The sequence below is a fragment of the Pseudomonas sp. D2002 genome (genome assembly GCF_013385735.1).
Classification (GTDB): Bacteria; Pseudomonadota; Gammaproteobacteria; order Pseudomonadales; family Pseudomonadaceae; genus Aquipseudomonas.
This window is the reverse complement of the sequence record NZ_JACAPL010000006.1, coordinates 605,145-629,058: the sequence shown is the minus strand read 5'-3', so window position 1 is coordinate 629,058 and position 23,914 is coordinate 605,145. Positions and strand designations below refer to the sequence as shown.

At 62.3% G+C, this 23,914-nt stretch carries 24 protein-coding genes and 1 pseudogene; 15 read left to right on the top strand and 10 right to left on the bottom strand.

Annotation, left to right across the window (positions count from 1 at the left end):
• Positions 1-80 precede the first annotated feature (80 nt).
• The gene (locus HX783_RS15700; protein WP_177017453.1) at positions 81-767 is read right to left on the bottom strand and encodes a winged helix-turn-helix domain-containing protein; all 687 of its coding nucleotides are present in this window, start codon (positions 765-767) and stop codon (positions 81-83) included.
• 133 nt (positions 768-900) lie between these two features.
• The gene (locus HX783_RS15695) at positions 901-1,830 is read right to left on the bottom strand and encodes a LysR family transcriptional regulator (RefSeq protein WP_177017452.1); all 930 of its coding nucleotides are present in this window, start codon (positions 1,828-1,830) and stop codon (positions 901-903) included.
• Between the two features lie 118 nt (positions 1,831-1,948).
• Between HX783_RS15695 and HX783_RS15690 the strand changes: the two genes are divergently transcribed.
• From HX783_RS15690 to HX783_RS15680, 3 genes are all read left to right on the top strand, one after another.
• Positions 1,949-2,242: a putative quinol monooxygenase gene (locus HX783_RS15690; protein WP_177017451.1), complete on the top strand. Its 294-nt coding sequence runs from the start codon at positions 1,949-1,951 to the stop codon at positions 2,240-2,242.
• Between the two features lie 24 nt (positions 2,243-2,266).
• Entirely contained in the window at positions 2,267-3,280 is a 1,014-nt protein-coding gene (locus HX783_RS15685; RefSeq protein WP_177017450.1) for a zinc-binding alcohol dehydrogenase family protein, read from the top strand.
• A gap of 145 nt (positions 3,281-3,425) precedes the next feature.
• Entirely contained in the window at positions 3,426-3,608 is a 183-nt protein-coding gene (locus HX783_RS15680; RefSeq protein WP_017134711.1) for a hypothetical protein, read from the top strand.
• An 8-nt stretch (positions 3,609-3,616) separates the two neighbouring features.
• Here the strand turns inward: HX783_RS15680 and HX783_RS15675 are convergent, their stop codons facing one another.
• Together HX783_RS15675 and HX783_RS15670 are read right to left on the bottom strand one after the other, a co-directional pair.
• Positions 3,617-4,810, bottom strand: a complete 1,194-nt coding sequence (locus HX783_RS15675; protein ID WP_159953992.1) for a multidrug effflux MFS transporter — start codon at positions 4,808-4,810, stop codon at positions 3,617-3,619.
• Positions 4,811-4,897: 87 nt separating this feature from the next.
• Complete coding sequence (locus HX783_RS15670) at positions 4,898-5,095, bottom strand: heavy-metal-associated domain-containing protein (RefSeq protein ID WP_177017449.1); 198 nt, start codon at positions 5,093-5,095, stop codon at positions 4,898-4,900.
• Positions 5,096-5,242: 147 nt separating this feature from the next.
• On the opposite strand from HX783_RS15670, the gene HX783_RS15665 reads away from it, so the two are divergent.
• The 3 genes from HX783_RS15665 (at position 5,243) to cueR (ending at position 8,419) form a co-directional block, all read left to right on the top strand.
• Entirely contained in the window at positions 5,243-5,623 is a 381-nt protein-coding gene (locus tag HX783_RS15665) for a hypothetical protein (RefSeq protein ID WP_177017448.1), read from the top strand.
• 196 nt (positions 5,624-5,819) lie between these two features.
• Positions 5,820-8,021 (top strand): cation-translocating P-type ATPase, encoded by a 2,202-nt coding sequence (locus HX783_RS15660; RefSeq protein WP_177017447.1) that lies wholly within the window; start codon positions 5,820-5,822, stop codon positions 8,019-8,021.
• Entirely contained in the window at positions 8,018-8,419 is a 402-nt protein-coding gene (cueR, locus tag HX783_RS15655; RefSeq protein WP_025857597.1) for a Cu(I)-responsive transcriptional regulator, read from the top strand. Before HX783_RS15660 ends, cueR begins: the two co-directional genes overlap by 4 nt.
• A 121-nt stretch (positions 8,420-8,540) precedes the next feature.
• Here cueR and HX783_RS15650 read toward each other — a convergent pair whose 3' ends face one another.
• A complete protein-coding gene (locus HX783_RS15650) occupies positions 8,541-9,437 on the bottom strand; it encodes a PA4780 family RIO1-like protein kinase (protein WP_177017446.1) in 897 nt (298 codons plus the stop codon).
• Between the two features lie 135 nt (positions 9,438-9,572).
• Positions 9,573-10,850 carry an acetyl-CoA C-acetyltransferase gene (locus tag HX783_RS15645; protein WP_177017445.1) on the bottom strand — a complete coding sequence of 426 codons (1,278 nt, stop codon included), beginning with the start codon at positions 10,848-10,850 and terminating at the stop codon, positions 9,573-9,575.
• A gap of 113 nt (positions 10,851-10,963) precedes the next feature.
• Between HX783_RS15645 and HX783_RS15640 the strand changes: the two genes are divergently transcribed.
• The 4 genes from HX783_RS15640 to HX783_RS15620 all read left to right on the top strand — a co-directional run bounded on the left by HX783_RS15640 (position 10,964) and on the right by HX783_RS15620 (position 16,986).
• Positions 10,964-12,316: a 3-oxoacyl-ACP reductase gene (locus tag HX783_RS15640; RefSeq protein ID WP_177017444.1), complete on the top strand. Its 1,353-nt coding sequence runs from the start codon at positions 10,964-10,966 to the stop codon at positions 12,314-12,316.
• 2 nt (positions 12,317-12,318) lie between these two features.
• Positions 12,319-13,167: a MaoC/PaaZ C-terminal domain-containing protein gene (locus tag HX783_RS15635; protein ID WP_177017443.1), complete on the top strand. Its 849-nt coding sequence runs from the start codon at positions 12,319-12,321 to the stop codon at positions 13,165-13,167.
• A 301-nt stretch (positions 13,168-13,468) separates the two neighbouring features.
• Positions 13,469-15,118 carry a collagen-like triple helix repeat-containing protein gene (locus tag HX783_RS15625; RefSeq protein WP_218175253.1) on the top strand — a complete coding sequence of 550 codons (1,650 nt, stop codon included), beginning with the start codon at positions 13,469-13,471 and terminating at the stop codon, positions 15,116-15,118.
• Between the two features lie 185 nt (positions 15,119-15,303).
• On the top strand, positions 15,304-16,986 hold the full coding sequence (locus tag HX783_RS15620; RefSeq protein ID WP_177017440.1) for a ShlB/FhaC/HecB family hemolysin secretion/activation protein: 1,683 nt from the start codon (positions 15,304-15,306) through the stop codon (positions 16,984-16,986).
• A 35-nt stretch (positions 16,987-17,021) separates the two neighbouring features.
• Here HX783_RS15620 and HX783_RS30315 read toward each other — a convergent pair.
• From HX783_RS30315 to HX783_RS15605, 4 genes and pseudogenes are all read right to left on the bottom strand, one after another.
• Positions 17,022-17,123 (bottom strand): annotated as a pseudogene (locus tag HX783_RS30315) (N-acetyltransferase); the annotation flags it as partial.
• Between the two features lie 22 nt (positions 17,124-17,145).
• On the bottom strand, positions 17,146-17,553 hold the full coding sequence (locus tag HX783_RS15615; RefSeq protein WP_177017439.1) for a response regulator: 408 nt from the start codon (positions 17,551-17,553) through the stop codon (positions 17,146-17,148).
• A gap of 59 nt (positions 17,554-17,612) precedes the next feature.
• Positions 17,613-17,804, bottom strand: coding sequence for a Flp family type IVb pilin (locus HX783_RS15610; RefSeq protein WP_159953982.1), 192 nt, complete (start codon positions 17,802-17,804; stop codon positions 17,613-17,615).
• A 70-nt stretch (positions 17,805-17,874) separates the two neighbouring features.
• Positions 17,875-18,069, bottom strand: a complete 195-nt coding sequence (locus tag HX783_RS15605) for a Flp family type IVb pilin (protein ID WP_159953981.1) — start codon at positions 18,067-18,069, stop codon at positions 17,875-17,877.
• A 331-nt stretch (positions 18,070-18,400) separates the two neighbouring features.
• Between HX783_RS15605 and cpaB the strand changes: the two genes are divergently transcribed.
• The 5 genes from cpaB to HX783_RS15580 are packed head-to-tail and all read left to right on the top strand — an operon-like array spanning position 18,401 to position 23,913.
• A complete protein-coding gene (cpaB, locus tag HX783_RS15600; RefSeq protein ID WP_159953980.1) occupies positions 18,401-19,327 on the top strand; it encodes a Flp pilus assembly protein CpaB in 927 nt (308 codons plus the stop codon).
• Positions 19,328-19,342: 15 nt separating this feature from the next.
• Complete coding sequence (locus tag HX783_RS15595) at positions 19,343-20,563, top strand: type II and III secretion system protein family protein (protein ID WP_177017438.1); 1,221 nt, start codon at positions 19,343-19,345, stop codon at positions 20,561-20,563.
• Positions 20,560-21,753, top strand: a complete 1,194-nt coding sequence (locus HX783_RS15590; protein WP_159953978.1) for a pilus assembly protein — start codon at positions 20,560-20,562, stop codon at positions 21,751-21,753. The genes HX783_RS15595 and HX783_RS15590 overlap by 4 nt, the downstream gene beginning before the upstream one ends.
• Entirely contained in the window at positions 21,750-23,018 is a 1,269-nt protein-coding gene (locus HX783_RS15585) for a CpaF family protein (protein WP_159953977.1), read from the top strand. The genes HX783_RS15590 and HX783_RS15585 overlap by 4 nt, the downstream gene beginning before the upstream one ends.
• A 13-nt stretch (positions 23,019-23,031) precedes the next feature.
• On the top strand, positions 23,032-23,913 hold the full coding sequence (locus HX783_RS15580) for a type II secretion system F family protein (RefSeq protein ID WP_177017437.1): 882 nt from the start codon (positions 23,032-23,034) through the stop codon (positions 23,911-23,913).
• Position 23,914 lies beyond the last annotated feature (1 nt).

Sequence of the window (23,914 nt, the reverse complement as noted above, 5' to 3'; positions counted from 1 at the left end):
CCTCGGCGAGTGTGCGGTAACGTTTGCGCCGCTAATTGCTGGATGCGACCTGACTGAAACTCTGAACGACCATTGCCCTGCTACAACGCGGCCAGCCGGTTGATTTCTGCAAACCCGAGGTCGGTGACCAGCAAGGCGTGGGACTCGTTGACCAGGCTGATCCAGCCGGACTGCATAAACAGTTTCAGCAGCCCGGCCCCCAATGCACCGCCCAGGTGCGGTTGCTGCTGGCTCCAGTCAAAACAATCGCACGCCAAGGGCGCGCCCAGTGCCTGGGTAAAAATGCCCATGGCCGCCAGCTGCCGCACGCCCGCCAGGGTGACGTCGGTACGCTGTTCATAACGGTCGATCCAGCCAGCCTCCAACATCCGCCTATAAAGCCCCGCCGCCAACTCTCCGCCCAGGTGGCCGTGGCATAAGCGTGCGCGCCGCAAAGGTGCCGGCGCCAGCAATGCCGGCGGCAATACATTCGGCGTACTGCGCGCGGCACTGGCCATGGTGGTACTGGCCAACGCGTCGATGGCAACGCAGACATCGGCGGCCGCCATACGAAACAGGCGCTTGCCGCGCCGGGCCTCCACCCGCAGCAATCCACCCCCGGTCAGCCGCGACAAATGGGCGATGGCCGAGGCCGATGACAACCCGGCGAGCGTCGCCAACTCTTCTGAAGATTTGGCCGACCCGTCCATCAAGGCCCAGAGCATGGCGGTGCGCTTGGGCTCGCAAAGCAAGCTGGCGATGTGACTGATGCAAGGTGCCGCTTCCATGTATTCACTCCTTGTTAATCATTTGTCTGCTGCGGTTGGAACCGAAGTATAGGGGCGCAAACCGCCCGTTCCGCGGCGTCTGACGCCGCGATTAGGGACAGGATCTGAGTGAAATTTCCTGCTTTGATGGAGGCTATTGCGCGACGCTTAATCGCTCTGGCCATTGCGCCGTCAACGTCGCACAGCGGGCCACGAGCATTTCCCGCAGCAGGTTGATGGGTTTGCTCAATTGCGCACGATGGGCGCATAGCAGGTTGAGCGGCGTGCGCTCGCCGCGCAGCTCCGGCAGGATCACGCGCAAGCGCCCGGCCAGCACGTCGCTGCTCACATCCAGCCAGGACTTATAGGCAATGCCGACACCCGCCACGGCCCAGCGGCGCACCACATCGGCGTCGTCACTGAAACGGTCACCGCTCACCGTCAGGCTGACTTCGCGCTTGCCGTCGTGAAAACTCCAGTGGTCGTGAACGCGGCTGCTCAGCATGTACAGCAGGCAATTGTGCTGGGCCAGTTGTTCCAGATGGCGCGGCTCGCCATGCCGCGCCAGGTAGCTGGGCGCGGCGCACAGCACGCGCAGATTGTCCGGGGCGATGGGCAGCGCAATCAGGCTGGAGTCTTCGGGCTCGCCGTAGCGCAGGGCGATGTCCACCGGCTGGCGAAACAGGTCGGCAATCCGGTCGCCCAGCAGCAGGCGGATGCTCAGTTGCGGGTATTCAAGCTGGAACTCATCCAGCCACGGCAACAGCTGATTACGCCCGAAGTCCGACGGCGCCGACAGTTGCAGCACGCCGCTGACATGGTCCTGGCCGCTGGCCAATAAGCGCCGCCCTTCGTCCAATGAGCCCAGCGCGGCGCGGGCGTATTCCAGAAAACCTTCGCCCTCGGCGGTCAGCCGCAAGCTGCGGGTGGAGCGCGCCAGCAACCGCGCGCCCAGTTGCTGCTCGATGCGCTTCAACGCAGCGCTGGCCACCGCAGGCGACAGGTCCATGACCCGCGCAGCAGCAGACAGGCTACCCAAGTCCGCCGCGCGCACAAACAATTGCAAATCATCAAAACGCAGCATGCATTCCCGCCGATTATCAATATTTCATTGAAACAGACTGCTGTTTTAGCGGCTTTTATCTTCCTGGGAAATAGCCAATCATCTGCCCATCCCGTTCATCACGTGCCAGGAGTTGAATATGTCCACTGCCTTTAACGTCATCGCCACGCTGATCGCCAAACCCGGCCAACACACCGCATTGGAAACCTTGCTGCGCGACATCCTGGAGCCGACCCGCCTGGAAGCCGGTTGCGAGCAGTACGACCTGCACCAGGACCTGCAACACCCCGAGACCTTCTACATGCTTGAACGCTGGAGCGACGACGCAGCGCTGGCCGACCACGACCAGAGCGCGCATATCCAGAACTTCCGCGCCAAGGCCGCTGACGTGATCGAGCACTTCGAACTCAAGCGCCTGAAATTTATTGCCTGATCACCGCCCTTTTCCGGAGCCCACATGAAAGCCATTGCCTACTACGCCTCACTGCCCATCACCGACACACACGCCCTGCAAGACATCGAACTGCCCGAGCCGGTCGCCGGCCCGCGTGACCTGCTGGTGGAAGTCAAAGCCATCTCGGTCAACCCGGTGGACACCAAAGTGCGCCAGAACGTCGCCCCGGAAAACGGCGCCGCCAAGGTGCTGGGTTGGGACGTGGCTGGCGTGGTCAAGGCGGTCGGCAGCGACGTAACGCTGTTCAAGGCCGGGGACAAGGTGTTTTATGCCGGCTCCCTGGTACGCCCGGGCGGCAACAGCGAACTGCACACTGTGGATGAGCGCATCGTCGGGCACATGCCCAAGAGCCTGGGGTTTGCCGAAGCCGCCGCGCTGCCGCTGACCGCCATCACCGCCTGGGAATTGCTGTTCGAGCGCCTGCAAGTGCGCGAAGGCAAGGATGACGAAGGCCAGAGCCTGCTGATCGTCGGCGCCGCCGGCGGTGTGGGTTCGATCCTGACCCAACTGGCCAGCCAGCTCACCGCGCTGAAAGTCATCGGCACCGCCTCGCGCCCGGAAACCCAGGAATGGGCCAAGGCCCTCGGCGCCGACCTGGTGATCGACCACAGCCAGCCGCTGAGCGAAGCGCTGAAAAACGCCGGCCACCCGCAAGTGACCCACGTCGCCAGCCTGACCCAGACCGATCATCACCTGGACCAACTGGTGGAAGCCCTGGAGCCGCAAGGCAAGCTGGCGCTGATTGACGACCCCAAGGCGCTGGATGTGAGCAAGCTCAAGCGCAAGAGCCTGTCGTTGCATTGGGAGTTCATGTACACGCGCTCGATGTTCGAGACGCCGGACATGATCGAACAGCACAACCTGCTCAACCGTGTGGCTGACCTGATCGACGCCGGCACCTTGAAAACCACGGTGGGTGAGCACTTCGGTGTGATCAACGCAGAAAACCTGCGCCGCGCCCACGCGCTGCTGGAAAGCGGCAAGGCCAAGGGCAAGATCGTGCTGGAAGGGTTCTAAAAATCGTCTGTCAGTGTCGTCCTTTATTCCTGTGAGTAATGGACGACACCGCTAGTCAGAGAGTTGACCTTTGTCATATTTGTGAGCGCATTCGGGTTTATATTGGCCGCCTTTGCCACGATTCTTTTACGTGAGGAAGTCAGCAATGAAGATCCTGATAAGAGCGTTAGCAAAATCCCCCGGCAACAAATGGCAGGTCAGCCTCGACGGTGATGCGTTCACCTTCCGCAGTGAGGCCGAGGCCCGTGCCTTTGCCGACACCCTGCAAGCCCGCATTCAAGCGCCCCACCGCATTCCCCTCAGCCAGCAACGCTCCGCCGCTGGCTGATCCGCACTTCAGACCTGCGCTTGCACGGCCCTCGCCCGTTGCAGGCGCTGGGTCGACACGGCAATCGTCACTGCCAATACACCGCACAAGCTGATGACCATCGCCATCGGCATTGCCGTGCCGTCGTGCAACACGCCAACCAGCGACGCCGCGCCCGCCGCCACACCGAACTGTATGCAGCCCAGCAACGCCGAGGCGCTCCCGGCGCGCGCGCCCTGCCCGCTCATGGCGCACGCCGAGGTGTTGGGCAAAATGCAGCCCAGGCTGGCGATGCAGATAAACAGGGGCACCAACAACGGCCACAGCGCTTCAGTGCGCAGCGCGGCAATGCCCAACAGCGACAACGCCGCCGCGACGTAGACCCAGACCGTGCGCGAGAGCAAAAACGCCGGCCCGCGCTTGGCCAGCAACCGTGCATTGAGCTGCGCCACCAGGATAAAGCCGGCGGCGTTGGAGCCGAACAGCCAGCCGTAATGCTCGGCAGGCACGCCGTAGAGTTTGATAAATACGAAGGGGGAACCGGCGATGTAGGCAAACATCCCGGCAATCGAGATACCGCCGGTCAAGGCGTAGCCGAGGTAAACCCGGTCGGACAACAGCGCGCCGTAGCGGCGCAGCGAGCCGGACAACGGCTGGCGCGGCTGATGCGCCGGAAAGGTTTCCGGCAAGCCGACCGCGACTGCGATGGCCGCCATCACACTGAACATCGACAGCGCCAGGAAAATCGACTGCCAGCCCCACACCCCAACCATCACGCCACCCGCCAACGGCGCGAGGATCGGCGCCAGGCCGGTCACCAGCATCAGTTGCGAATACACCTTGGCGGAGCCCACGGCATCACATTTGTCGCTGACCACCGCACGGGAAATCACCATGCCGGCGCAACCGCCGAGCGCTTGTACAAAGCGCGCGCCGATCAGCCAGTCCAGCGACGGCGCGTAGGCGCAGGCAAAGGATGCGAGGGTAAACAGGGTCACGCCACTGAGCAGCGGCACGCGCCGGCCAAAGCGGTCCGCCAACGGGCCGTAGATCAATTGGCCGATGGCCAGGCCAGCGAAATACACCGCCAGGGTCAGCTGGATATGTTTTTCGTCAGTCGCAAAGGCCGTGGCCATCGCCGGGAAGCCCGGCAGGTAAAAGTCGATCGCCAACGGCGCGAAGGCGCTCAAGGCGCCCAGAATCAGGATTATGCGGAGGTTCATCAGACACCCAAGTGAGTCGGCAGCCCGACAGTCTAGCCGCGCTTGGGTGTGATGAACATTACGTTAGCTCGCTAACTATCGGAAAACTTACGCGAGCTTGGCGCTGTAGCCTTCTTCGGTGATCAGCTCGATGACTTGCTCGGCCGACAAGTGACTTTCCACACCGACTTCCTTGGCCGCCAGGTTGACGTTCACGCTCGCCGCCGGGTCCTGGTTTTGCAGCGCTTGGGTCACCGCCCGAACGCAATGGCCGCAGGTCATTCCTTCAACACTGAATACTTGCATGACATGACTCCTTTGATGAGGTTGGGGCCAGTCTCGACCTTGCCACGATGGCAAGGTCAAGCGCCTAAAATGTCGGCCGGGCTGGTATTCAGGCGCCGCCTCGGCCAAGCTTCATCCATCTTAGATATGAACCACGGAGCATTCGCCATGCGCTGGTCGTTTTTTGGCCTTGTCGGCCTGTTGAGCCTGTCTGCCGTTGCGCCCATGGCCAGTGCAGATGAAGACTATGCGGTGCTGATTATTTCCCGCGAGCGCCTGGAAGTGCCGACCAATTGCGAGATAGGCCTTTACCTCAATGACCAGCTCGCAGGCCGTCTATTCCAGGAACAAGCGACCTCATTCAACCTGCCGGCCGGCAATGTGTCGTTGCGCCTGAAGCTGCTGCCGGGCCAATCCCCGGGTTGCCTGCCTGGACTGTTGGCGCCACCTGCGCAAAACATGACGCTGAAGGCCGGAGACGTCCGTAAGGTGCGCATCGCTCAAGGCCCGGACGGCATGTACCTCAAGAACGCTGCTTTAGGTTATTGATCGTTCCCACGCTCCGCGTGGGAATGCAGCCTGTGACGCTCTGCGTCAAACCCTTAAGAGCGGACGCGGAGCGTCCATAGCAGCATTCCCACGCGGGAGCGTGGGAACGATCGCTTACTGGGTTATTAAAGCCCCTTGACCTTCCCCACAGGTCAAGGTTGATCCTAGGGGCAATGTCTCTTTGGAGGGCTGCCCCATGAATGGATCTACCACGTTTGACCTGCCCATCAGCGGCATGACCTGTGCCAGCTGCGCCGGCCGTGTCGAGCGCGCGCTGGGCAAAGTGCCGGGGGTGCAAAGTGTCAGCGTCAACCTGGCCAATGAACGCGCACATGTCCAAGTGCAGGGCCAGATGGACCCCGGCATCTTGATCGCCGCCGTCGACAAGGCCGGCTACACCGCCACCCTGGCGCAAAGTGAAACCGTCACCGACGCCAATCAAGCCCAGCGCCTGCACCGCGAGCGCTGGTCATTGCTGCTGGCAATTGCCCTGGCGCTGCCATTGGTGCTGCCAATGTTGGTGGAGCCCTTCGGCCTGCACTGGATGCTGCCGGCCTGGGTGCAGTTCGCCCTGGCCACGCCGGTGCAGTTCATCTTTGGCGCGCGCTTCTATATCGCCGCGTGGAAAGCCGTGCGCGCCGGCGCCGGCAACATGGACCTGCTGGTGACCATCGGCACCAGCGCCGGTTACGGCCTGAGTATTTATGAATGGCTCACTGCCCCTGCGGGCAGCATGCCGCACCTGTATTTCGAAGCCTCGGCCGTGGTGATCGCCCTCGTGCTGCTGGGTAAACACCTGGAAAGCCGTGCCAAACGCCAGACCGCCAGCGCCATCCGCGCCCTCGAAGCCTTGCGCCCGGAGCGGGCGATTCGCGTGCTGGATGGCCGCGAAGAAGACGTCGCCATCAGCGCGCTCAAGCTCGATGACCTGGTGCTGGTCAAACCCGGCGAGCGCTTCCCGGTGGACGGCGAGGTGGTCGACGGCCAAAGCCATGCCGACGAGGCACTTATCAGCGGCGAAAGCCTGCCCGTGCCGAAACAGCCGGGCGACAAGGTCACCGGCGGCGCCATCAACGGCGAGGGCCGCTTGCTGGTGCGCACCCAGGCGCTGGGCGCCGAGAGCGTGCTGGCGCGCATCATCCGCCTGGTCGAAGACGCCCAGGCTGCCAAAGCGCCGATCCAGAAATTGGTGGATAAAGTCAGCCAGGTGTTTGTGCCTGCTGTGTTGGTGATCGCGCTGATCACGCTGGTGGGCTGGTGGCTGTACGGCGCGTCGCTGGAAACCGCGATTATCAATGCCGTCGCCGTGCTGGTGATTGCTTGCCCATGTGCCTTGGGCCTGGCCACACCGACCGCAATCATGGCCGGCACCGGCGTCGCCGCGCGCTACGGCATTCTGATCAAGGACGCCGAAGCCCTGGAGCGCGCCCATGAAGTCAGCGCCGTGGTCTTCGACAAGACCGGCACACTTACCTCCGGTGCGCCGAAAATTGCGCACTTGGCGGCGGTGGATGGCAATGAAGCCCTACTGCTGCAACAGGCCGGGGCACTGCAACGCGGCAGCGAACACCCGCTGGCCAAGGCTGTGTTGGACGCCTGCAGCGAACAAGGGCTGAACGTGGCCGATGTGACTGCCAGTCAATCCCTGACCGGGCGCGGCATTGCCGGCACGCTCGACGGCCGGCCACTCGCGCTGGGCAACCGCCGCATGCTGGAAGAAAACGGCTTGAACGAGGGCGACCTCGCCACTGCCGCCAAGGCCTGGGAGGCCGAAGGCAGGACCTTGTCCTGGCTGATCGAACAAGGTGCACAACCGCGCGTGCTGGGGCTGTTCGCTTTCGGCGACACACTCAAGCCCGGCGCACTGCAAGCCGTGGAACAACTCAAGGCGCAGCACATCAGCAGCCACTTGCTCACCGGCGACAATCGCGGCAGCGCCCGCGTGGTCGCTGAAGCGCTGGGCATCGACGATGTCCACGCCGAAGTCCTCCCGGCCGACAAAGCTGCCACCGTCGCCGAGCTGAAGAAAACCGGCGTGGTGGCGATGGTCGGCGACGGCATCAACGACGCCCCGGCCCTCGCGGCTGCCGATATCGGCATCGCCATGGGCGGCGGCACCGACGTGGCCATGCACGCGGCGGGCATCACGTTGATGCGCGGCGACCCGCGCCTGGTGCCGGCCGCGCTGGAGATCAGCCGCAAGACCTACGCCAAAATTCGCCAGAACCTGTTCTGGGCCTTTGTGTATAACTTGATCGGCATTCCACTGGCCGCGTTCGGCCTGCTCAACCCGGTATTGGCGGGCGCGGCGATGGCCTTGTCCAGCGTCAGCGTGGTGAGCAATGCGTTACTGTTGAAGACCTGGAAACCCAAGGATCTGGAGGATCAACGCCCATGAACATCGGCCAAGCCGCCCGCCAGAGCGGGCTGAGCGCGAAGATGATTCGCTACTACGAATCCATCGGCCTGCTCAAAGCCGCGCACCGCACCGATAGCGGCTACCGCGTGTACGGCAGCGACGACTTGCACACTCTGGCGTTTATCAAGCGTTCGCGGGATCTGGGGTTTTCGCTGGAGGAAGTCGGCAAGTTGCTGACGTTGTGGCAAGACCGGCAACGCGCCAGCGCCGACGTAAAAGCCTTGGCACGCCAGCATATTGATGAGCTGAATCAGAAGATTCTGGAGCTTGGGCAACTGCGCGATACGTTGCAGGACCTGGTGGAACACTGCCAGGGCGATCATCGGCCGGATTGTCCGATTCTCAAGGAGTTGGCGTCGGGCAGTTGCTGCGCCTGACGATCGTTCCCACGCTCTGCGTGGGAACGCAGCCAAGGACGCTCCGCGTCCCAAAGCGTGACGCGGAGCGTCACAAGAAGCATCCCCACGCGGAGCGTGGGAACGATCAGCTACCGGAAGATCACTGCATCCAAGGCGGCGGCGGTTCCTCTGCCGTCTTGGTCGGTGGCGCATCATCCGCCGCCCGAATCGCTTGCTTACGCTCTTCATCCAACCGCGCCGCTTCAATCTCGCGGATCACACCGCCAACATCCGCCAACTCTTCCGGCTCGTCGAACTCGCCGGTCAATACGCTGGCGGGGTGCAAGGTGCCGGCTTCATACAGCGCCCACATTTCCTTGGCGTACTTGGTCTTCTTCAACTCCGGGGCAAAGCGCCCGAAGTAGGAAGCCATGTTGCCCACATCCCGTTCCAGCATGTTGAACGCGTGGTTGTTGCCCGCCGCATCCACCGCCTGGGGCAGGTCGATGATCACCGGGCCCGTCGGCGTGAGCAGTACGTTGAACTCGGACAAGTCACCGTGCACCAGGCCGGTACACAGCATCAGCACGATCTGGGAAATCAGGAAGGCGTGGTATTCGCGTGCCTGGTCCGGCTCCAGCGTGACGTCATTCAGACGTGGCGCGGCGTCGCCATATTCGTCGGCCACCAGCTCCATCAACAGCACGCCTTCGAGGAAGTCGTACGGCTTGGGCACGCGAACGCCCGCACCGGCCAGACGGAACAACGCCGCTACTTCGGCGTTCTGCCAGGCATCTTCGGTTTCTTTCTTGCCGAATTTGGAGCCCTTGGCCATGGCCCGGGCTTGCCGGCTGTTACGGACCTTACGGCCTTCCTGGTATTCGGACGCCTGACGAAAACTTCGTTTATTCGCCTCCTTGTAAACCTTGGCGCAACGCAATTCGTTGCCGCAGCGCACCACATAAACAGCTGCTTCTTTACCACTCATAAGTGGGCGCAGCACTTCGTCGACCAGACCGTCTTCGATCAGGGGTTCAATGCGTTTAGGAGTCTTCATCAGCTTTTATTGTGGGTCCTTTATTACCAAACACGCGTATGGCACTCGTTATACGGCAATCGGCCCGCCGCGGGGAGAGGCTACCGACCTTTGGCACTCAAGAATGCATCCAATATGCCAATTTAACTGCACAATTCAGCGTTCGATAATCGCCGTTACACCTTGACCACCCGCCGCACAGATTGAAATCAGCCCACGGCCTTTCCCCGCGGCATCCAGCAGCTTGGCCAGGTTGGCCACAATCCGCCCGCCAGTCGCCGCAAACGGATGCCCGGCCGCCAGTGAACTGCCTTTGACATTGAGTCGGCTACGGTCGATGGAGCCCAGCGGTGCGTCCAGCCCCAAACGGGTTTTGCAGTAATCCGGGTCTTCCCAAGCCTTCAGCGTGCACAAAACCTGGGCAGCGAAGGCTTCGTGAATCTCGTAGTAATCGAAGTCCTGCAGCGTCAGACCATTCCTGGCCAGTAAACGCGGCACCGCGTACACCGGCGCCATCAGCAGGCCTTCGGCGCCGTTGACGAAATCCACCGCCGCCGCTTCGCCATCGCGCAGGTAAGCGAGGATCGGCAAGCCGCGCTCCCTGGCCCAGGCCTCACTGCCCAGCAATACCAGGGAAGCACCGTCAGTCAGTGGCGTGGAGTTGCCGGCGGTAAGCGTGCCTTTTTCGCTGCGCTCGAACACCGGTTTGAGGCTGGCGAGTTTTTCCAGGGTCAGGTCCGGGCGCAGGTTGTTGTCACGGGTCAGGCCGAGAAACGGCGTGAGCAAATCGTTGTGCCAGCCTTCGGCGTAGGACGCGGCCATTTTCTGGTGGCTTTCCAGGGCCAACTGATCCTGCTCCGCGCGGGGAATCTGCCAGGTCTGCGCCATCAACTCACAGTGCTGGCCCATCGACAGGCCTGTGCGCGGCTCGCCGTTACGCGGCAGCTCCGGCTTGAGGTGGTGGGGACGAAGTTGTAACAGGACTTTTAGTTTGTCCGCCATGGACTTGCTGCGGTTGGCTTGCAGCAGGATCTTGCGCAGGCCTTCATTCACGCCGATGGGCGCGTCGGAGGTGGTGTCGACGCCCCCGGCAATCCCGCTCTCTATCTGGCCCAGGGCGATTTTATTGGCCACCAGCAACGCCGCTTCCAACCCCGTGCCGCAGGCCTGCTGAATATCGTAGGCCGGGGTTTGCGGCGACAGGCGCGAACCCAGCACGCATTCGCGGGTGAGGTTGAAGTCGCGCGAATGCTTGAGCACCGCACCGGCAGCGACCTCGCCGATGCGCAGGCCGTGCAGGTTGTAGCGTTCGATCAGGCCTTCCAGGGCTGCAGTCAACATCGCCTGGTTACTCGCCGTGGCATACGGGCCGTTGGATCGGGCGAAGGGGATGCGATTACCGCCAATGATCGCTACACGGCGCAATTGAGTCATGGAAAGCTCCCTGATAGTTGTGGGTGGAATCATCCAGCCTAGCCTAGGCTGATCGAACGACTACCGCACCGGGGTGGTCAACCCTTTGAACCCCAGCCTTCGGAGAGCGTTCCATGTCTGACCGTTATATCGACTTCGCCAACTCAAGCCTCGGCCATCGCTTGGTCGCCGCCATTGGCCTGCCGTCACCGGTACGCCTGGAACGCTGGCAGGCCGGGCGCCTGCGCCCGGTAGAAGGCGCGTTGCTGTTGGGCGGCGGTGCGCTGGCGGCCAACGTGCTGCCCTTTGCCAACAAGCTCACCGACGCGATTTACAGCTATGGCGCCGAGCCGTTGGGCGCGCCCGCATGGATTCCCGGGCATGGCCCCAAACTCAAGGCCGTGGTGTTCGATGCCAGCGACGTGCAGCACACCGACCAACTCAAGCAACTGCGCGAATTCTTTCAACCGCTGCTGAAAAATCTCGACCACAGCGCGCACCTGGTGATTCTGGGGCGCGCGCCGGAAAGCCTCAGCGACCCGTTCGCCGCCAGTGCCCAGCGCGCCCTGGAAGGTTTCAGTCGCTCCCTGGCCAAGGAGCTGCGCAGCGGTGGCGTCCTACAACTGCTGTATGTCGGTGCAGGCGCCGAAGACCAGTTGGAAGGCGCACTGCGGTTTTTCCTCTCGCCGAAAAGCGCCTACATCTCAGGCCAGGTGATTCGTCTGCAAGCCTGCGCTACGCCGGTCGAGGATTGGACTCGCCCGCTGGCCGGGCGCAAGGCGCTGGTCACCGGTGCCGCCCGTGGCATTGGCGCCTCCATCGCCGAAACCCTGGCGCGCGATGGCGCCGAGGTCATCGTGCTGGATGTGCCCCAGGCCAAGGCTGATCTCGAAGCCCTGGCTGCACGCCTGGGCGCACGCAGTGTATTGCTGGATATTTGCGCCGAAGACGCGGCCACGCAGTTGATCGAACACCTGCCGGACGGCATCGATATCGTTGTGCACAACGCTGGCATCACGCGCGACAAAACCCTGGCCAATATGACCCCGGAATACTGGGACGCGGTGCTGGCCGTCAACCTCAATGCCCCACAAGTGCTGACCAAGGCGCTGCTCGACAGCGGCACCTTGCACGACAACGGCCGCGTGGTGCTGCTGGCCTCCATCAGTGGCATCGCCGGTAACCGCGGGCAAACCAACTATGCCGCGAGCAAGGCCGGGCTGATCGGCCTGGCCCAGGCCTGGGCGCCGTTGCTGGGCGAGCGCGGGATCAGCATTAATGCCGTGGCGCCTGGCTTTATTGAAACCCAGATGACCGCGCACATTCCGTTCGCCCTGCGCGAAGCCGGGCGACGCATGAGCTCGCTGGGCCAGGGCGGTTTGCCGCAGGACGTCGCCGAAGCGGTGGCCTGGCTCGGCCAGCCGGGTTCCGGCGCAGTCACCGGCCAAGCGTTGCGGGTGTGTGGGCAAAGCCTGCTGGGAGCATAAACATGGAATGGCAGACCTTAGGCACTACCCCGTTTCTGCCGCCGCTGTATTGGCGCGCGGCCCTCAAGCGCAGGATCACCGGCAGTACTTTGCCCGAGCGAGGGTTGCGTTGCCGGGTGAGTGTCAACGCCAAGGCCGTGGCGGCCTATCGTAACGTCTGCGGCTTTGCCGACAGCCCCATCCTGCCGGCCACTTACCCGCATATCCTGGCGTTCGGCCTGCAGATGCAATTGCTCACCGCAAAAGATTTTCCGTTCCCGCTGCTGGGGCTGATTCACCTGAGTAACCGTATCCGCATTCACCGGCCGCTGGGCGCGGTGAACGAGTTGACGGTGGCGGTGCACGCGCAAAACCTCAAGCCGCACGCCAAGGGGGCAACCTTTGAGGTGATCACAACGGTCGAGGATTCCCTCGGCCTGCTGTGGGAAGCCGAAAGCCAGATGCTCTGCCGGGGCGTGAAGCTCGAGGGCGAGCCGACGGATAACACGTTGCCCAGCCCCACGCAGGTCACTGAACTGACCCGCTGGAAAGCTCCCGCCGATATAGGCCGCCGCTATGCCCGGGTATCCGGCGATTACAACCCGATCCATTTGAGCGCCCTGACCGCCAAACTATTCGGCTTCCCCCAAGCCATTGCTCATGGGTTGTGGAACAAGGCGCACACCCTCGCCGCATTGGGCGAACACTTGCCCGCCGCCAACATTGAAATCGTGGTCGAGTTTAAAAAACCGGTGCGCCTGCCCAGTGAAGTTATTTTGCTGGCGAGTGCACCCGGCTCCAGCGGCGAGTTGCTGTTAAAGGGCGCTGGCGATATTGAACATATGCGCGGTAAATGGCAGCCCATTGCCTGAAGAACACTGATTAATTGTATATATACACCCAAAGTTATAGCGGACCTTATCAGGTCCGCTTTTTTATTTAAGCCATTGATATAAAACACATATATATCTTGATACATCCTCTCTTTATACCCTTGGTATTAGTCGCTAAGCGCTGTCAGGCGACCCGTATATAAATCGTTAATACCAAGTTGAGCGTTGCGAGAAAGAGCGCCTGGGTCTGTGATAGCCACACGGACAAACGCATCGCTATCCCTAGAAGTAACGAGCGTTTGAAACAACCAAGGTTGTACAGGTGCAAGGGAACTCAATCATGAAAACTCAAACTCAAGTAGTGCTATGGAAAGCAAGTACCGCGCTGGCCCTGATCATGGCGATGAGCCTCGGTGGCTGCAGCAGCGGTGGTGGCGGACATCACAGCAGTGTGGCGGCCTCGTCTCCTGACGCAGGAGCCGGAACCGGTGGTGGTACTGGCGGCGGCACAGGCGGTGGCACCGGTGGCGGTACTGACGGCGGCACCGGTGGTGGCACAGGTGGCGGCACTGGCGGTGGAACCGGTGGTGGCACTGGCGGCGGCACGGGTGGCGGAACCGGTGGTGGCACTGGCGGCGGCACGGGCGGCGGAACCGGTGGTGGCACTGGCGGCGGCACAGGTGGCGGCACAGGTTCGACCACGCCTCTGGTCACCGGCCAAGTAGTCGGCGCCGTGGGCACCACGGTCGGTAACGTTGGGGCCGCGGTTGGCGACCTGGGTTCTGCGTTGACCAGTGTTCCTATCGTCGGTACGACTGCGGGTGGCCTGGTCACCGCAACCGGCAGCGCCGTCAGCACGATTGGCACCAAGGGTCTTGGCAGCCTGGGCACACTGGGCACCGACAGTAACTCCGTGGGCAACACGATTGCCGGCGTCGGCGATGGCGTCGAGATTCTCGGCACCGGCGTTTCGACCGCAGGTAAATCACTCGGCACTACCCTCGGCGGTATTCCTGTCGTCGGCGGGCTGACCGGTGGCGTGGGTAATGCAGCAGGCGGCGTCGTCGATAAAGTCGGCCAGGCCGTGACCATGCTCGGCGACACCCTCAGCACCGCCAGTACCACTGGCCCGCTGGGCTCGGTGACCAACACCCTCGGCAGTAAAGTCCTGGTCCCCGTCGTGTCACTGGTGGAAAACACCACCGGCAACCTCGGCGACAAGACTGGCCTGGCCAACCCGGTCGGCGGCCTGCTGGATAAAGTCGGCTCCACCCTTACTGGTGCGGGCACCCAAGTCGCCGGCGCCGGCGGTGCGGGCAACCCTCTGGGCACACTCGTGGGCGGCGTGTTGACCGGTGCCGGCTCGGCACTCGATAAGTCGAGCGGCTATATCAACCCGGCTTCGACTGGCCCGACTTCCGGTCTGCCTGAACTGGTCGGCGGCCTGGTCGCCAACGTGGGCAACGGCCTGAATGCCGGCAACACCAACGGCACCATCAGTGCAGCGGGTGTCACCGGTGGGGCACTGGGCAGTACGGTCGCCTCCCTCGGCACCCTCATCGGTGGCAACGGCGTGGCCAACACCGCCGCCACTGCACCGGTAGCGGGCCTGGCCACCAACGTCGGCGCAGCACTCAACCCTGTGACCTCGGGTGTCGCCAACCTGACGCAAAACATCGGCACCACCACCGGCATCGGCGCACCGGTCAACGGCTTGGTGACTCAAGTCGGCGGCGCAGTCAGCGGTATCGGCGCCAACCTGACCGCAGCCAACGCCAACCCGATCACTAACGCTGTCGGCACCACCGTAACGGCAGTCGGCAACACCGTAGGCTCGGTGGGTGGTTTGGTCACCGGTGGCACCAGCAGCGGTGGCGGCTTGCTCGGTGGCCTGAGCGTCGGCGCCAACGCGTCGGCCGGTGGCAGTGCAAGCACCGGTACAAGCGGCGGCCTGGGCGGTTTGTTGAACGGCCTGACCGGCAAAAAATAGAATTGCACCTGGCCGATTAGACGGCCTCCCCTACAGCGCCTACGCTTGGTTGAGACGAGAGACCCTATAAGTCTCTCGTCTTTTTTATGGGGCTTGTTTCAAAACCTAATGCTTGGCTCTCCCGAACCGCGTCCCAGAACCCGGCGGGCCAGAAACGCTGCTGCAGTTTGACCATGGAGTGTCCTATGCGCGTGTTGACGCCGTTGTTACTGCTCACCCTCAGTGCCTACGTCCAGGCCGAGACCCTTCCCAGCTTCCTCAACAGCAACGACACCATCCGCACCCTGCCGGTGCCGAACCTGCCCGCCGATGCCTATCGACCGGTCACGCCCCAGACCCAGGTCCCCGAGGCGCCTGCAACCCAGGGCCAGCCGTTGCTGATGGACACCAAAGTCACCATCCGCAAACTGCAGATCGATGGCGGCACCATCTACCCGCTGGACGAGACCGCCAAGGCCTACGCGCCGCTGATTGGCCATGAGACCAACCTTGCGCAACTGATCGAAGCCACCCGCAGCATCACGCGCCGCTACCAGGATGACGGCTACCTGTTGTCCTACGCATTCCTGCCGCAACAGACCTTCGAAAACGGCCTGGTGCGCGTGGTACTGGTGGAGGGTTACATCAAGGATTACCAGCAAAGTGGCGATATCGGTTCGGTCTCGGCCTACGTCGACAAACTGGCGAATAAACTGCTCGCCGAACGCCCGTTGACCCGCAAGACCTTCGAGCGCTACACCACGCTGATGGGCCGTATTCCCGGCGTAACGTTGCAGGCCCAAGTGCCACCGCCGGGCACCACCGATGGCGGCACGCACATGACGATCCAGGCCAGCCGCAAGCCCTTCACTACCAGCATGAGCCTGGTCGACGAAAACCGTGGCGGCACGCAGGCGTTGCTCACCGCCACCAGCAATTCGCAGACGTCCATGGGCGAGCAGCTGAATGTCAGCGGCCTGTTCCCACCGGGCGACGACAAAGAACACTACTACCGTTTGGGCTACAGCCAATTCATCAATGCCGAGGGCACCCAACTGGCGCTGGGCGCCGAGCGTTATCGCGCCGACCCCAGAAGCAACATCCAGCTCGACGGCGGCTTCGAACTCAAGCCGCACCAGTCGATCGACCGCTACACCATCGGCCTCAGCCACCCGCTGATTGCCTCGCCCAACGAATCCTTGACCCTGGGCACGCGCCTATACGCGGTGGACCAAACCACCCGTTATCAACTGGTCGGCTACCCCAACCGTTTCGACATCGAAACCAACTTGCGCGCCCTGGCGTTCGAGGGCGACTGGCGCAAGTCCGACACGCACCAATTGCGCATTCTCAGCGCCGGTTTGTATCAAGGCATCAATGGTTTGGGCGCCACGACGCGCAGTGATCTGGAGGGTACAAAACCTGACCTGGACTTCTTCCGCCTGCGCCTGTCCGGCGTGCAGAGCGACAAGTTTTTCGATAACTGGCAGGGCGTACTCTCGGGTGCGTTCTACTGGAGCGACAACACCTTGCCCGACAGTGAACGCGCGACCTTCGGCGGGCAGAATTTCGGCCGTGGCTACCCGGATGACCAGGGCTCGGGCGACAAGGGCTGGGGCGTGGCGTATGAGGTCAACTACAGCTTCAACCGTGCCGGCGATTGGGTGCGGGTGCTGCAACCCTATGTGGTGCTCGACCGCGCCAAGACCTGGTTCAACGAGCTGCCGGTCAAAGGCAATGACATGTCATCGGCGGCGGTAGGCCTGCGCTTTGGCGACAACAAGTACTACAACATTGCCTTGGAAGCCGCCAAACCCATGTCGGACATCGCGCTCGACAGTTTCAACCGGCGCCCGCGTTATACGCTGAGCTTCAGCTATCAACTCTGATCACGGTGCGGGCCTGTTGGCTTGCCCTGGAAAGGAGGCTCTTTGTGGCGAGGGAGCTTGCTCCCGCTGGACTGCGCAGCAGTCCCATTTTTCAGGGCCGCTTCGCGGCCCAGCGGGAGCAAGCTCCCTCGCCACAGGGTTAGCGCTTTCCACTTGCACCTACAGGTGAGTCTTTCTCAGTGGAAACAGGCTGTTGAGCGTATCAATCAACCGCACCAAGTAGATGGGCTTGCGAAACAGGTCCAGCACCTGCAGGCGCAGCATATCGCTCACATCATCCATCTCGGCATGACCCGACATCACGATCACCGGCAAGTGCTGGCGGTCGGTGTGTTCACGCAGGCGTTTGATCAGGGAGATGCCGCTTTCCTCGGGCATGCGCAGGTCAGTGATGACCAGCGCGATGTCGGGGTTCAGGGTCAGCTCCTGCAGCGCGTAGGTGACGGAGGTGGCGGTAAAACAAACGAAGCCCTCGTTCTCCAGCGACTCCGCCAGTTCTACGAGGGCATCTTCTTCGTCGTCCACCAACAGGATTTGTTGGCGAAAAGGTGCGGATGCAGCATTCATGGGTACTACCTGGCAGTGCTTATCAGAAACAAGCGTACTCATAGAGTGCTGGTTAGGGGTCACGTGGTGATGGCGGTCGTTATCTTCGCAAACAAGGCGGTGATCTGTGGCGACAGCGTAGTCCCTGCTGCCAGTATCACCAGCGCTACAATTGCCACGAGTATGAGGTACTCAATCGCCGTCGCACCGTCTTTACGACGAAACAGCAGCTGCAACTGAACACAACATCTCATCAACAGATCAAGGATCATGATACGGCTCCTCTAGGCGCCTTCGCGCCTGATCAAAAGGTACTGCACAGTCACCAGATGCCTTGGAAATTTACGGTGGCGTAACAGCGGTGGTGATCTTGGTGAAGAAGGCGGTGATCTGTGGTTTGAGCGTAGTGCCAGCTGCCAGTATCACCAACGCTACAATCGCCACAAGAATCAGATATTCAATTGCCGTCGCGCCGTCTTTGCGCTGAAAAAGCAACTGCAGTTGGACATGAAGTCTAATCAGGAAATCAAGAATCATCGTACTGCTCCCTGGGCGGCCAGGCGCCCTAGCTCGGTGCTGCACAGTAATTGCGATGTGCCACCTGAGCATTGTCAACAAACCTCTCCCTCACAACTGTAAGAACGGATTAATCACAAAGTAGTGGGTGCTTTGCTGACGCCTTAAAACCGTGATTTCAAAGGCTGAGTCTTGCCCGGCAAAGAAATCTTTCTGTCAGTAATGGCATTTCGTCCTAGCTGAACTACCTTCAAATAGCGAAATAGTTAGTCCACTGTTCATAGCAGCCGGGTTGCGGATTTGACCTGTTCGGATAGACGGGTTGTGGTGCAACAGGAAAAGGAGAGCCGTCATGAACACGCGTCTGAGCATGATACTGGCCGGTGTGCTTTTGGTCGGCGCGCTGTTTGCCGGTTACTGGGGCTTGGTTCTCAGCCGTGAGCCCGCTGCGGCACCACCGCCACCGCCACAAACCGCTCCTGCCGAAAAAGCCGTCGCCGTGGTTGAAGACCAGACCCGCCAACCGGTGGTGGTGCTGGCCCATGATGTGCCGCCCTTTGTTGCCCTGAATGCCGCTGACCTTACCGTAGAAAAACTGCGCACCGTGCCCGCCGGCAGCATGACCAGTGTTGACCAGGCCATCGGCCGCACCCCGTGGCGTGCGCTGCAGGCTGGCACCTGGCTCAACGAGGAAAGTTTCACCCCCGGCGGCCCGCTGGCACGCATGATTCGCCCGGATGAACGCGCCCTGGCCGTTGCCGTCGATGAAGTGATCGGCGCCGCCGGCCAGTTGAGTCCCGGCGACTATGTGGACGTGCTGCTGTACCTGCGCCAAGACACCGCCAACCTCGAACAATCGGCCCAAGTGGTCGTCCCCGCCATGCGCCTGCTCAGCGTCGGCGACCAACTGGGCCTGACCAACGACGGCACCCCTGCTTCCCCGCCCGCGATGACCGCCGAAGAAAAAGCCCAACGCCGCGCGCCCTCCCGCACCGTAGTGCTGGCGGTGCCCGAGCAACTGCTGAGCCGGTTGATGCTCGCCTCCCAGGCCGGCACCTTGCGCCTGGCCGTGCGCAGCAGCGACGAACGCCTGTTGAGCCACTACTGGGCCGGCGAAAGCGATACGCCGGCCAAGCTGCAAAGCGCCAACCGTGACCTCTACCAATTCACCCAACTGGCCTTCGCCCAAGCCCCGAAAAAAGTCGCCCAGAGCGCGCCGCGCCGCACCGGTGTCGAGGTGATACGCGGCAACCAAGCAACCCAAACAACGCCCGACTGAACAAGGATGCTGTGCATGACCCGACGTTTCGCACCGGTGTTCACGCTGAAAATCGCCTGTGCCCTGCTGCTGTCGAACCTGGCCGTGGGCCTGGCGGTGGCCGCCACGGGCAACTGCGCCAGCCTCGGCCAATTGCCCGCCGCGCTGTCGGTCGGCGAGGGCTTGCAACAAGAACTGCAGTCGCCGGTGGCGATCACGCGCCTGGCGATTGGCGACCCGAAAATCGCCGACGTCCACCTCAATGGCGATCGCGGTTTTATGCTCACCGGCATCGCTTCCGGCACCACCAGCCTGATGGTCTGGACCGCCTGCTCGACCACACCGCGCCAGAGCATGGTGTTCGTCAAGGGCAAGGCCACCGCCGCCTTGACCAGCTTGTCACTGGCGCCAGCGGATGACCCCTCGCTGCCCAGCCAAGTGCAAACCGATATCCGTTTTGTCGAGGTCAGCCGCACCAAGCTCAAGGAAGCCAGCACCAAGATCCTGGGCATGGGCAAGAACTTTTTCCTCGGCAGCCCCAACCTGTTATTTCCTACACCCAGCACCTTCAAGCTGCCGGTGAGCGCTGACCAATTCAATATCGGCTTCGGCGGCGGGCGCGTCTCGGCGATGATCAACGCCCTGGAAAGCAGCGGCTTTGCCTACACCCTGGCGCGCCCAAGCCTTGTGGCCATGAGTGGGCAAAGCGCGACCTTTTTGGCCGGTGGCGAGATACCAATCCCGGTGCCCAGCAGTGGCAGCGACACCATTTCCATCGAGTACAAAGAGTTCGGCATTCGCCTGACCCTGACCCCCACCGTGATCGACCGCAACCGGATTTCCCTCAAGGTGGCACCGGAAGTCAGCGAACTGGATTACACCAACGCCTTGGTGATTCAGAGCATCAAGGTGCCGGCCCTGACCATCCGCCGGACTGACACCACCGTGTCGCTGGCCGATGGCGAAAGTTTCGTGATCAGTGGCCTGATCAGCAGCAATAACACCACCAATATCAGCAAGTTTCCTGGCCTGGGTGACATCCCGATCCTGGGTGCGTTCTTTCGCGATTCCTCAGTCAACCGTCAGGACAAAGAACTGCTGATGATCGTCACCCCGCATCTGGTGCAGCCGCTGGCCGCCAACGCGCAGCTGCCGTCCTTGCCCGGCGAGAACCTGCGCAACTACGACCCGAATTGGTACCGCCTGTACTTCCTCGAAAACGGCAATTTCGACCGCAACGATGGGTTGTCTCAATGAGCGATAGCCTGAGCCAGACCTTCCTGGCAATCACCCGTAATACCACCGACCTGGAATGGCTGCAGGGCGCGCTGGCGCCGCTTGGCCAAGTGGTCAGCGCCGGCAGTGGCACCCTCGACGAGCTGCTGGCACTGGTCGACGTGACCTTCGCCAATCTGGTGTTTGTCGGCCTCGACCGCGAGCACGTGGTGGCCCAGAGCGCGCTGATCGAAGGCGCGCTGGAAGCCAAGCCGATGCTGGCCATCGTCGCCCTCGGTGACGGCATGGACAACCAGTTGGTGCTCAATGCAATGCGTGCCGGCGCACGGGATTTTGTCGCCTACGGTTCACGCTCCAGCGAAGTCGCCGGGCTGGTGCGCCGCCTGAGTAAACGCCTGCCGCCGGTGACCACCAACACGCAACTGGGCGGCCTCACCGTGCTGTACGGCACCCAAAGCAATGCCGACGGCGCGCTGCTCGCCAGCCACTTGGCGCTGGTCGTACAAAAGAGCGGCCAGCAAACCCTGCTGCTCGACCTGGGCCTGCCACGCGGTGACAGCCTGGCGCTGCTGGGCCTGGAAAGCTCGTTCAATTTCGGCGATGCCCTGCGCCACCTGCGGCGGCTAGATGCGACGTTGATCAACAGCGCGTTTACCTCCGCTGAAGACGGCCTGCGCATCCTCGCCTACGCCTCCAACGACGAGCCGCTGGAGCAGACCAGCGCCGCCGAGCTGTACATGTTGCTCAGCGCCTTGCGCCAACACTTCCAGCACATTGTGGTGAACCTTGCCGGCCAGCCGGACAGCGAAGCGCTGCGCACCTTTGTCAGCCACTGCGACAAGCTGCTCTGGTGCACCGACCAAAGCGTGCTGGACTGCCGTCGCAACCTCGCGGTGCTGAACCAGTGGCGCGAAAAAGGCATGAAACTGGAGCACGCCAAGCTGTTGGTTGATCGCTATGTCAAAAGCTGCGCGCCTGACTCCGAGGCTCTGAGCAAGAGCTTTGGGCTGGAGGTGATCGCCGTGTTGCCGCTGAGCCCGGAGGTGCGCCTGAACGCGAAAAACCAGGGGCAAACCTTGTTCGCCCTGGCCCCGCGAGAACCCCTGACCCAGGGCCTGAAAACCCTCGGTGACCGCCTGGCAAAACGTTCGGAAGGTATGAAAAAGCCGTCACACAATTGGTTTGAACGCCTGATCGGATCCGGCAAATGAACGGCGAAAAACTCTTCGGCGCACCCGCTCGCGGCGTCGGTGGCAACACCGACCACGACGGGCTGAAACTGGTGCTGCATCGCTACATCATCGACGCCATCGAAGAGTCGGGGAAAAATTTGCTCGAGGGTTCGCGCCCGCTGCTGGCGCAATTTGTCATCGACAAAGTCGCCGAATACATCAACCGCATGCACCTGGCGATCTCCCGCTACGAGATGGAGCGCCTGGCCGAAGAAATCGTCGACGAACTGACCGGTTTCGGCCCGCTGGAAGTGCTGCTGCGCGACCCGTCGGTGACCGAGATTCTGGTCAACGGCCCGCACCGGGTATTTATCGAACGTGACGGCTTGCTGCACCAGAGTGACCTGCGATTTATCGACGCCCACCACGTGGAGCGCGTGATGCAGCGCATTCTGGCGCCGCTGGGCCGGCGCCTGGATGAATCGTCGCCGATGGTCGATGCGCGCCTGCCCGATGGCAGCCGGGTTAACGCGATCATCCCGCCGATTGCCCTGGACGGGCCATGCCTGTCGATTCGTAAATTTCGCAAGGACATGCTCAAAAGCAGCGACCTGGTCGCGATGCAGACCATCGACCAGAACATCTTCGATTTCTTCCAGGAGGCGGTGGGCAAGCGTTGCAATATCCTCATCAGCGGCGGCACCGGCACGGGTAAAACCACGCTGCTGAACATCCTCAGTCAGTTGATCAACCCGCATGAACGTCTGGTGACTATCGAAGACGTTGCCGAGCTGCAACTGGGGCACCCACACGTGGTGCGCCTGGAAACCCGCCCGCCGAATGCCGAGGGCCACGGCGAGGTCAAGGCCAGCGACCTGATCCGCAACGCCCTGCGGATGCGCCCCGACCGCATCATCCTCGGTGAGATTCGCGGTGTGGAAGTACTCGACGTACTCACCGCGATGAACACCGGCCACGACGGTTCCATGAGTACCGTGCACGCCAACAACGCCGCCGACGCGCTGCTGCGCCTGGAAACGCTGGTGGGTTTGACCGGCCGCGTGGTGGCGGAGAAAACCCTGCGGCAGATGATCTGCGCAGCGCTGGATGTGGTGATCCAACTGACCCGCCTGCCGGATGGCCGCCGTTGCGTCAGCGAAGTGGTCGAGGTGGTGGGCATCCGTGAAGACGTGTACGTGACCAACACCCTGTTCCGCCATGACCGGCGCACCGGCTTCGGCTTCCTGCGTGAGGCGGTCAACCCGGCCGGCGAAAAATTGCGCCGCGAACCGACACTGCCTTGAAGGGGACGCAACCATGACCGGGGCCATCCTGCTGCTCATCTGCCTGATCCTGATCGGCTTGTCGATTCGCTCCTTCCAGAACGGTTTGCGCCGCGCCCAGACCGAACGCGTGCTCGGCCGCCTTGCCGAAGGCCAGCCGCAGCTGGTCGAAGAAAACAGCCAGTGGAGCGGCGTAGAACGCATGTTCCTGCGCGCCGGCCTGGGCAAGCCCAGTGACAACCTCGGCCTGTGGCTGGCCGTCTGGGGCCTGGGCGTGGTGCTGGGGTTGCTGGTGGCCGGTTGGGTCGGCCTGCTGGTGATGCTGGTGCTGCCGCCCTTGCTGCTGCGCGTGTACATCGCCTGGCGCTATCAACGGCGCATCAAGCGCATGATCGAACAGCTGCCGCAATTGCTCGACCACACCGTGCGCAGCCTCAAGGCCGGGCGCACCCTGGCCGACGCGGTGCTGGGCGGTATCGAGATCACTGAAGACCCGCTGCAACAAGCCATGGGCCGCATCCGCCGCAATGTGCAGCTGGGCGTGAGCCTGCCGGAATCGGCCCACGACTTTGCCGAATTTTACGAGCGCGATGAGTTTCGCCTGTTTGCGCTGGGCTTGAAGGTTAACCACCGCTATGGCGGCAACGCCAGCGAGCTGTTGGAAAACCTGATCAAGATGATCCGCGAGCGCGAGCAAGCCGCCCGCCAGCTGCGCGCCCTGACCGGCGAAACGCGAGTGACCGCGTATGTGCTCACCGCCCTGCCGATCTCAATGATTGGCTACTTCCTGGCGGTGAACCCCGCGTACCTGATGACCATGTGGGACGACGGCACCGGGCGCATCCTGTTGTTCGTAGCCTTGATCATGCAGCTGCTGGGGTGCTTCACCTTGTGGCGCATGTTGCGGAGCGTATGAG

Excerpts from the sequence above, each read along its gene's own strand:
- cueR (WP_025857597.1), top strand. The coding sequence starts at position 8,018 with ATGAACATCGGCCAAGCCGCCCGCCAGAGCGGGCTGAGCGCGAAGATG.
- HX783_RS15660 (WP_177017447.1), top strand. The coding sequence starts at position 5,820 with ATGAATGGATCTACCACGTTTGACCTGCCCATCAGCGGCATGACCTGT.
- HX783_RS15665 (WP_177017448.1), top strand. The coding sequence starts at position 5,243 with ATGCGCTGGTCGTTTTTTGGCCTTGTCGGCCTGTTGAGCCTGTCTGCC.
- HX783_RS15675 (WP_159953992.1), bottom strand. The coding sequence starts at position 4,810 with ATGAACCTCCGCATAATCCTGATTCTGGGCGCCTTGAGCGCCTTCGCG.
- HX783_RS15645 (WP_177017445.1), bottom strand. The coding sequence starts at position 10,850 with ATGACTCAATTGCGCCGTGTAGCGATCATTGGCGGTAATCGCATCCCC.
- HX783_RS15670 (WP_177017449.1), bottom strand. The coding sequence starts at position 5,095 with ATGCAAGTATTCAGTGTTGAAGGAATGACCTGCGGCCATTGCGTTCGG.
- HX783_RS15590 (WP_159953978.1), top strand. The coding sequence starts at position 20,560 with ATGAGCGATAGCCTGAGCCAGACCTTCCTGGCAATCACCCGTAATACC.
- cpaB (WP_159953980.1), top strand. The coding sequence starts at position 18,401 with ATGAACACGCGTCTGAGCATGATACTGGCCGGTGTGCTTTTGGTCGGC.
- HX783_RS15620 (WP_177017440.1), top strand. The coding sequence starts at position 15,304 with ATGCGCGTGTTGACGCCGTTGTTACTGCTCACCCTCAGTGCCTACGTC.
- HX783_RS15635 (WP_177017443.1), top strand. The coding sequence starts at position 12,319 with ATGGAATGGCAGACCTTAGGCACTACCCCGTTTCTGCCGCCGCTGTAT.
- HX783_RS15640 (WP_177017444.1), top strand. The coding sequence starts at position 10,964 with ATGTCTGACCGTTATATCGACTTCGCCAACTCAAGCCTCGGCCATCGC.
- HX783_RS15685 (WP_177017450.1), top strand. The coding sequence starts at position 2,267 with ATGAAAGCCATTGCCTACTACGCCTCACTGCCCATCACCGACACACAC.
- HX783_RS15680 (WP_017134711.1), top strand. The coding sequence starts at position 3,426 with ATGAAGATCCTGATAAGAGCGTTAGCAAAATCCCCCGGCAACAAATGG.
- HX783_RS15625 (WP_218175253.1), top strand. The coding sequence starts at position 13,469 with ATGAAAACTCAAACTCAAGTAGTGCTATGGAAAGCAAGTACCGCGCTG.
- HX783_RS15595 (WP_177017438.1), top strand. The coding sequence starts at position 19,343 with ATGACCCGACGTTTCGCACCGGTGTTCACGCTGAAAATCGCCTGTGCC.
- HX783_RS15605 (WP_159953981.1), bottom strand. The coding sequence starts at position 18,069 with ATGATTCTTGATTTCCTGATTAGACTTCATGTCCAACTGCAGTTGCTT.
- HX783_RS15580 (WP_177017437.1), top strand. The coding sequence starts at position 23,032 with ATGACCGGGGCCATCCTGCTGCTCATCTGCCTGATCCTGATCGGCTTG.
- HX783_RS15690 (WP_177017451.1), top strand. The coding sequence starts at position 1,949 with ATGTCCACTGCCTTTAACGTCATCGCCACGCTGATCGCCAAACCCGGC.
- HX783_RS15650 (WP_177017446.1), bottom strand. The coding sequence starts at position 9,437 with ATGAAGACTCCTAAACGCATTGAACCCCTGATCGAAGACGGTCTGGTC.
- HX783_RS15700 (WP_177017453.1), bottom strand. The coding sequence starts at position 767 with ATGGAAGCGGCACCTTGCATCAGTCACATCGCCAGCTTGCTTTGCGAG.
- HX783_RS15695 (WP_177017452.1), bottom strand. The coding sequence starts at position 1,830 with ATGCTGCGTTTTGATGATTTGCAATTGTTTGTGCGCGCGGCGGACTTG.
- HX783_RS15615 (WP_177017439.1), bottom strand. The coding sequence starts at position 17,553 with ATGAATGCTGCATCCGCACCTTTTCGCCAACAAATCCTGTTGGTGGAC.
- HX783_RS15610 (WP_159953982.1), bottom strand. The coding sequence starts at position 17,804 with ATGATCCTTGATCTGTTGATGAGATGTTGTGTTCAGTTGCAGCTGCTG.
- HX783_RS15585 (WP_159953977.1), top strand. The coding sequence starts at position 21,750 with ATGAACGGCGAAAAACTCTTCGGCGCACCCGCTCGCGGCGTCGGTGGC.